Origin of the sequence: Kitasatospora sp. NRRL B-11411 (assembly GCF_000721345.1) — a bacterium.
Classification (GTDB): Bacteria; Actinomycetota; Actinomycetes; order Streptomycetales; family Streptomycetaceae; genus Kitasatospora; species Kitasatospora cineracea.
Map to the genome: position 1 here is coordinate 23,829 of NZ_JOGH01000080.1, position 8,075 is coordinate 31,903.

Sequence of the window (8,075 nt, forward strand, 5' to 3'; positions counted from 1 at the left end):
TGTCTCTCGTGCGCCCATAAGGCCGGCAACAGTACACGAACAAGCCTGGCACCCCGCAGGCGGGAGCCTGCGGGGTACCGGCCCTTTACCCGCCCGGACCGTTCTGCGGAGGTCCGGTGAAGGGGTTCAGGAGAGCTTGAACGTCGTCATCTGGTGAATGCCGTTGTCGATCGACAGCACCCCGCCGCCGAGCAGCTCGGCCGCCCGGTTGACGCCGAGGGCGTCGAAGTTGAGCGAGATCATCTCCTCCTTGCCGTCGCCGTCCAGGTCGACCGCGAGGTAGTTGCGGCCACCGCGGGCGTTGCCGAGTCCGGTCGCGGAGTGGAAGACGTTCCCGTCACCGAGGAAGGCCGGGTCGTAGGCGGCGACGCCGCCCTCGACACCGCCCACGACCAGCTTCCTGCCGTCCGGGCCGGTGATGAACTGAGCGGTGCGCAGCGGAGCGGCGACGGAGGTCCACCGGTCGTCGCCGCCCGCCAGGAACTGGCGCAGGGTTCCGAAGCTGATCAGGTTGAGGCCGTCGGCGGCGTCGCCGGTGAAGAAGTTGCCGTGCGACCAGGGGCTGCCGGAGGCGAACTGGTGGAGCAGCTCGCCGGTGCGGCCGTCGCGGATCTCCACGACGACGGCCGGGGTGGCGGCGGCGTCGCTGCCGTTGGCCGACGGGTCGATCCGGGCGATCCAGGTGTGCACGACGGCGTGGCCGTCGGCGTACGGGATCTGGGGCGAGGCGAAGACGCCGTGGTCCAGCAGTGCGCCGTACAGCTTGTGCCCGGCGGCCTGGGCCGGTGCGGTCGGGTTCGCCTGCCAGAGCAGGGTGCCCTTGGCGGCGTCCAGCGCGACGCCGTTCTGCACGGCGTCGGTGCGCTGGATGGCGTTGGTGCTGGAGTACTGGACGTGCACCCGCCCCTCGGTGACCACCGCGTCGGAGAAGACCACGTCGCCGGAGCCGGCCGGGGCGGCGTACGTCCACAGCGGGGTGCCGTCGCCCTTGTAGGCGCGCAGCGCGTCGGTCGGGACGAGGATCTCCTGCTTGCCGTCGCCGTCCAGGTCGGCCAGCGTGACCGAGCGGACGTACTTCCCGCCGCCGTCGATGGTGGCGAGCACCTGGCCGGTGCGACCGTCGAGCACGACGGTGGCGGTGTCGGCGGCGACCACGACCTCGGGCTTGCCGTCGCCGTTGACGTCGCCGGTGGTGACGGCGTGGGTCTCGCCGGGGACGGTGGCCTGCCACAGCTGCTTCGGGGTGCCGGTGAGCAGCGAGGGGCCGGAGTAGGCCCAGACGCCGTCGGAGTTGCCGCCGGCGACGACGTCGGGCCTGCCGTCGCCGTCGAGGTCGGTGGTGGCGGCGTAGTTGAGGTCGCCCCGCAGCGGGGTGAGGCTCTTCTGCTTGCCGTTGCCGAGGTTGTAGGTGCGGATGTTCTGCTGCTGGTCGACGGTGCGCACCACGCCGCCGTCGACCTGGTGGAGGCGGGGCGAGGCGGTGGCGCCCGTAGTCTCCCAGCGGACCTTGCCGTTGCCGCCGTTGTAGACGGTGACCTTGCCGTAGCGCAGGCTGGAGACGTTGGCGGCCTTGTCCACGTCGGTGCCGTCCTGGGCACTGGCGACCAGGGCGCCGTCGGCGACGTCGAGCTGCCAGGTGCTGGGGCCGTTCCCGCTGGCGGTGGGCTTGGTGGTGGCGCTCCAGTTGACGGTGGAGCCGTCGCCGTCCAGCACCCGGACGGTGCTGGAGTCGATGTAGAAGCCCGCGTCGAAGGTGTCCTCGGCCACGGCGTACTCGTCGCCCGCGTTCTTGCCGAGGTCGCCGGTGGTGAAGGCGGTGGGCAGCACGTTGAGCCGGGTGTCGAGCACCGTGCGGGCGCCGTCGGCGAGGCCGTAGGAGACCACCGAGTACCCGAACTTCTGGGTGTAGTCCGGCTGTTCGATGGCGACCAGGCGCTGGCGCCCGGCGTCCAGCCGCAGGCGGCGGCCGTACAGGTCGCCCTCGCTCCGCCAGCCGACGGTGCCGTCGGCGGTGTCGAGCATCAGAGTGGTGCCGCGGGCGGGGGTGGTGGCGGTCATCCGGCGGTCGAAGGAGACCGCGACCTTGCCGCCGCCGAGGTCGACCAGGTCGCCCCAGGCCGAGACCCCGGCCTCGCCGGTGTCGTACGTCCAGGTCTTGGCGGGGGTGAGCTTGCCGTCGGCGTGGCCGAACCGGATGCCGGTGAGGGTGGCGGTGGCGGTCTTGGCGGCGCTGGTGTTCTGGCGCGGGGCGTCGGAGACCAGCAGGGTGCCGTCGACGACCCTGACGATGGTGCTGGAGGCGTACAGCTTGGTCCACAGGGTCTTGCCGGTGGAGCCGTCCAGCACGGTGACGAAGGTGCCGTAGGTGAGGGTCGAGCCGTCGGCCGGGTAGAACGGCCGGTACGGGTTCTCGCCGACGTTGGCGGCGATCACCAGGTCGGGCACGCCGTCCCCGGTGAGGTCGGCGGTGTCGTAGCCCTGGGGCGCGTCCGAGCTGAACGGGCTGAACATGTCGTACGCCACCGGGATGCGCACCGGGTAGGGCTCGGTGTCCCACGGGCGCAGCGGCTTGAGCTGCCAGTCGGCGTACAGCGAGGCGTTGGTGCGGGCCCAGGCGGTGGAGCCGTCGGCCTTGTGCAGCTGGACGTTGCCGAGGCTGTGCACGGTGAAGTAGCTGCCGTCCTGCCCGGCGGGCACGGTGGCGGCGATGCCGCGCACGCCCTCCAGGGCGGAGGTGGCGGTGAAGGTGACGGGCGCGTGGGCGTCCAGGTGGCTGCCGCTTCCGGTGTCGCCCTGGGCCGGGTCGGTGGTGGCCTCGGAGCTGTCGGTGGCGGCGGCCTGCGGGTAGGCGTCGGCGTTGATCCGGGCGTTGAGGTCCTGGGCCTGCCGGTCGGTGATGCGCAGCACACCGTCGGTGCCGGAGGTGGAGTCGGCGGCCAGCGCGTACGGGGCGGCGGTCAGGGCCAGGCCCGCGGCGACCAGGCCGGAGGCGAGCCGGAGGGCTCTGCGGTGGGTGGTCATCACTTGGCTCCCTGGGTGAAGCGGATCGCCGAGCCGTTGGTCAGGACGGCCTGGTCGAAGGAGTACTGGAGGGCGTCGGTCCCGGCCTGGTTCTCCAGGCCGACGGTGGCGCCGGACCCGCCCCCGGGCACGTTCTGGTACTGGAAGGTGATGGCGCCGGTGGCCTCGTCGAACAGCACCTCGAAGCTGACCCGCTTCGCACTGTCGGCGACCAGCGGGACGTTGTCCCAGACCACGGCGAAGGTGCGCCTGCCCGCGGTGCCGGTGGTGGCGGTGGTGACGGTGGCCTTCTTGTCGAGCGTCAGGTCGTCCCAGAACGGGGCGACGACGCCGTTCGGCTTGTAGGCGGTGGGCAGCGCGGTGTTGGCGTAGTCGCCGATCCGCGGCTCCAGGAAGTCGACCAGGCCGTTGGTGGTGACGGCGGCGCTGGTGTACGTGACGCCGTAGTACGTCACCGGGAACGGCAGGGTGACGGTCTTGGCGTCCTCGTCGCCGCTGAGCGCGACCTTGCTGCTGCCCTTGACCCAGCTGTAGGCGGCCGGGGCGCAGCTGGTGCCGGAGTTGTCGGTGCGGGCCGGGGTCCGCACGGTCTTCTTGACGTCGGCGGCGACGGCCAGCGGGCCGGTGAACACGCCGTTGCACAGCACGGGTTGGGCGGGCTTGACGGTCAGCGTGTAGCTGCCCTCGGCGACCTTGCCCAGGGTGTAGGAGCCGTCCTGGCCGGAGACCACGGAGGCGACGGGGGTGCCGGTGAGCTCGACCACGGCGCCCGCCAGCGGCTTGCCGGTGACGTCCAGCACGGTGCCGGTGACGGCGTGGGTGGCGACGGCGGTCATCGCCAGCGGGACGTCCTGCGGCTGCCCGGCGACGACCGTCAGGCCCTTGAGCGCGAAGTTCGCGTAGCCGTACCCGGAGGCGGCGAGGTCGTAGCTGCCGGGCGCCAGCGCGAGGCGGTAGGAGCCGTCGGGGGCGGTGGTGACGGTGCGGGTGCCGGTGGCGGCCGAGCTGATCTTGACGGTGATGCCCGCGAGCGGGGCGCCGGTCGCCCGGTCGGTGGCCCTGCCGGTGATGTTCACGGCGGTGTGCGGGGCCAGGTCGACGGACTTGAGGATGTCGAGCCTGCCCTCGCCCCAGACGTTGTTCATGCCCGCGGTGCCGCCGCAGTGGGTGTCGTCGACGTCCCGGGCGCCCTGGTTGAGCAGCGCGCGGGTACCGTCGATGTCACCGATCAGCGAGGGCGCGGCCGACCACAGCAGCGCGACGGCGCCCGCCACGTGCGGGGTCGCCATCGAGGTGCCGGACTCCGCCATGTACGCCGAACCCGGCCAGGTGGAGCGGACGTTGACGCCGGGGGCGGAGATGTTCGGCTTGGCCGAACCGTCCACCAGGGACGGGCCGAAGCCGGAGAAGTTCGCGATCCTGCCGTTCACGTCATACGCGCCGACGCCGTAGGACGGGGCCTGCGAGCCGGGGGCGTGCGCGGTCGAACAGGTGGTGCCGTCGCCGTCGTTGCCGGCCGCGAAGGCCTCGAAGATGCCCGCGGAGTTCCACGCCTCGACGATGTCCTGGTAGAAGGTGGTGTCGTCGCCGCCCCAGGAGTTGTTGACGATGTTCGGCGCCAGGTCGGGCCGCGGGTTGTTGCCGTTGTGGTCGGTCGGCGCCAGGATCCACTGGCCGGCCTTCAGCAGGTACTCGTCCGAGCACTGCGAGGACTCGCAGCCCTTCGCGGCGATCCACTTGGCATTCGGGGCGACGCCGATGCCGTTCTTGGCGACCATGGTGCCCATGGTGTGGGTGCCGTGGCCGTTGTTGTCGCACGGGGTGCTGGGGGTGGCGCACGTCCCGGTCGGGTCGTAGAAGTTGTAGTCGTTGGTGAAGGTGCCGTCGCCGTTGTTGCCGCGGTAGTCGGCGACCAGGTCCGGGTGGTCGTACTGCACGCCGGAATCGACGTTGGCGATCACGACGCCCTCGCCGCGCGCGTCGTACTGCGACCACACCTGGTCGGCCTCGATGTCCTTCACGCCCCACTCGGGCGTGCCGTCGCCCGCGTCGGTGGAGGCGGTGGCCGACAGCTGGGTGTCGTCCACGTGGTAGCTCTGCGCCTTGACGATCTTCTGCACGTCGTCGCGCTTGGCCAGCTTCGCGACCAGCTCGGCGTCGCCGGTGACCTGGACGGCGTTGGCGATCCAGTAGTCCTGGTGGCCGACCCGCTGCTCGTCCAGGAACTTCTTCAGCGCGCCCTGGCTGCGCTGCGCGGTGTCCTGCAGCTCCCGGTAGGCGGCCTTCGCCTGCTCGGCGTGCGAGCCCTTGCCCTTGGCCTTGCCGAGGTCGGCGCGGTCCTTCAGCACCACGAAGAAGGTGGCGTCCTGACCCCCCGCCACCGCGCCGGTCAGGGCCGGGTCCACCTGGACGGTGGCGGAGCCGGAGGGGGCGGGGGCGGCGGCCGTCGCGGCGGGCAGCGGGGACGCGGTCAGGCCGGCCGTCACGGTCAGTGCGGCAGTGGCCCAGAGAGCCGTTCTGCGCCGGTTCTGTCGGGGCAGGTGCATCGGGGGAATCCTCCAGGGAGGGAGCAGGATTCCCCGAAGGTAGGGAGCGGCCGTTACTGCGGAATTACAGGCTCCGCGGCCGCCGGCCCCGCCGCGGGCGGGACGGGCTCCGGCGGGGCGTCCGGGTCGGGGCGGACGGCACCCAGGATCGGCAGCATGGTGACGGGCGCGAGCTTGACCACAGTGCCGGTGTGCGGGGCGTGCACGACGGCGCCGCCGCCCAGGTAGAGCGCGACGTGGCCGGCGTCCCCGTGGTAGATCACCAGGTCGCCGGGGCGCAGGTCGCGCAGGGCGACGTGGCGCAGGCCCGCCCACTGCTGCTGGCTGGTGCGCGGGATCGGGACGCCCGCCGCCCGCCACGCCTGCGAGGTGAGGCCGGAGCAGTCGAACGCGTCGGGGCCGGTGCCGCCCCACAGGTAGGGCTTGCCGCGCTGGGCGAGGGCGAAGTCGACGGCCCGCCGCCCGGCCGCGGACGCCCCGCCGCCGGGGCCCGCGGCGGACAACTGCCGGGCGGCGCCGTCCGCGAGGGCGCTCTCCCACCGGTCGAGCCGGCCGAGTTGCTCGGCGGTGGCGGCGGCCAGCACCTGCTCGGTGCGGGCGGCGCCCTGCCGGGCCTGCTCCAGGGCCCGTTGGGCCCGGTCTGCGGCCGCCGACGCCGACTGCTCGGCCTGCCCGGCCCGTTCGGAGAGCAGCACCATCCGGTTGCGGGCCTCCCGCAGGTCGCGCAGCACGGCCGCGGCGCTGCGCGAGTCGGACGCGGCACGCTGCTGCCGGTCGAGGAAGTCCTCGGGCCGGTCGGCGAGGAACAGCCGGGCCAGCGAGCCGAGTCCGCCGTTGCGGTACTGCTCGGCGACCAGCCGGGCCGCCTCGGTCTCGGCCTCGGTGAGCCGCCCGCGCTGCTGGTCGGCCTGCCGGGCGGCGTCCGCCGACTCCTTCCGGCGCTGCGCCAACTCCCCCGCGGCGGCCGTGTACTGCTGCTCGGCGGCCTCGGCGGTGTGCCGGGCCGCCGCGACGTCCCGGGCCAGCCGGTCGAGCGCCGGGTCCGCGCCCGCCGGGCCGGAGCCCCCCGGATCCTCCCCCGCCCCGGCCGGTGGCGGGGCGGGATCGGCCGTGGCCGGCACCGCCGGAACGAACAGGAGCGCTGCCACCAGCAGGGCCGCGGCCCGCCAGGATCGGGGTGTGTCACGGGACACCGGAGTCCACCGTCCTCGGTCTGATGATCGGAACCACGGACACTGTGGCACCCGTCCCCGCCGCCCCCGGGGATCTCGCCGCCCGGAGGCAGCACACTCACCCGCGCGGCCCAGCCCCACCCGCAACACCCGTGCCCCGCATGCCCGCCGCCTCCCGGGGTAGCCGACCGTCGCCACGGACGGCAGGCGGCCGTCCGGTCCGAGAGGAGACGCGAACCCATGACCCAGCAGATCCTGACCGGCTACGATGGCTCCCCGCGGTCCCGGACCGCCGTGCACTGGGCCGGCGCCGAAGCCGCCCGGCACGGCGCGGAACTGACCGTGCTGCGGGTCTGGCCCTGGCTCGGCCCCTCCGAACCCGACGGCCCCACCACCGACCCGGTCCGACGGGCCGAACACGGCGACCTGGAGGCCGTGGCCCGGGAGGTCCTGGCCGCCCACCCCGACCTGACGGTGGCCACCCAGGCCGCCGCCGGCGACACCGCCGACGCCCTGGTCGACGCCTCCGCCGAGTACGACCTCCTGGTCCTCGGCTCCGACGGCCCCGGCGCACTGGCCGACCTCCTGGGCGGCTCGGTGGCCCTCTCCGTCGCCGCCCGCGCCAGCTGCCCGGTGGCCCTGGTCCGGGAGCAGCCGGATGCCCCGGAGGACGAACTCCCGCTCATCCAAGGCGAGTTGCCCACCCCGGAGAACCCCCTCCCCACGGCGACGAACCCGTTCCCCGCCACCGTCCCGGCAGACGAACCGCCCGCCACCAGCGCCACCGCCACCGCCGTCGCTGTTGCCCCGGGCCCGTCCCCCGCCGCCGCCCTGGAGGGCGAACTGTCCGCACCGGACCCGCACTCCGCCACCGCCGTCGCCCCGAGTCCCGGTCCGGCCGAGATCGTGGTGGGCGTGGCGGGTGAATCCTCGCTGCCCGCCGTGGAGTTCGCCCTCGCCGAAGCAGCCCGCTCGGGCGGACGGGTCCGCGCGGTGCACGGCTGGGAGCTGATGCCGTTCTGGTCGGCGACCCCCGGCTGGCTGCCGCCCGACACCGACGCCGACGACCAGGCCTCGCGGATCGAAGCCGACCTGACCCGGACACTGGCCCCCGCCCACGCCGCCCACCCGGAGGTCGAACTACTCGTCGAGGCCCGCCTCGGCGGCGCCGCCGCCGGACTCCTCTCCGCCACCGAACACGCCGACCTGGTGGTCCTCGGCCGCCGCCCACACCTCCTGGGCCACAGCCTCGGCCCGGTCGCACACGCCACCATCCGCAACAGCCCCGCCCCGGTCATCCTCGTCCCCCAACCCTGACCCACCCCACCCCGCCCAC

The 8,075-nt window shown here is 73.7% G+C and carries 4 protein-coding genes; 1 reads left to right on the plus strand and 3 read right to left on the minus strand.

The window, feature by feature from the left end; genetic code table 11:
- Nucleotides 1–126 precede the first annotated feature (126 nt).
- Genes IH44_RS0127755 through IH44_RS0127765 form a run of 3 tightly spaced genes read right to left on the minus strand, consistent with a single transcriptional unit; the run spans nucleotide 127 to nucleotide 6,760 of the window.
- Nucleotides 127–3,021 (minus strand): VCBS repeat-containing protein, encoded by a 2,895-nt coding sequence (locus IH44_RS0127755; RefSeq protein WP_030462485.1) that lies wholly within the window; start codon nucleotides 3,019–3,021, stop codon nucleotides 127–129.
- Nucleotides 3,021–5,567 carry a S8 family serine peptidase gene (locus IH44_RS0127760; RefSeq protein WP_030462486.1) on the minus strand — a complete coding sequence of 849 codons (2,547 nt, stop codon included), beginning with the start codon at nucleotides 5,565–5,567 and terminating at the stop codon, nucleotides 3,021–3,023. Before IH44_RS0127760 ends, IH44_RS0127755 begins: the two co-directional genes overlap by 1 nt.
- A gap of 53 nt (nucleotides 5,568–5,620) precedes the next feature.
- The gene (locus IH44_RS0127765) at nucleotides 5,621–6,760 is read right to left on the minus strand and encodes an NlpC/P60 family protein (RefSeq protein WP_051817395.1); all 1,140 of its coding nucleotides are present in this window, start codon (nucleotides 6,758–6,760) and stop codon (nucleotides 5,621–5,623) included.
- A 219-nt stretch (nucleotides 6,761–6,979) separates the two neighbouring features.
- Between IH44_RS0127765 and IH44_RS41500 the strand changes: the two genes are divergently transcribed.
- A complete protein-coding gene (locus IH44_RS41500) occupies nucleotides 6,980–8,056 on the plus strand; it encodes a universal stress protein (protein WP_035956585.1) in 1,077 nt (358 codons plus the stop codon).
- Nucleotides 8,057–8,075: the final 19 nt, after the last annotated feature.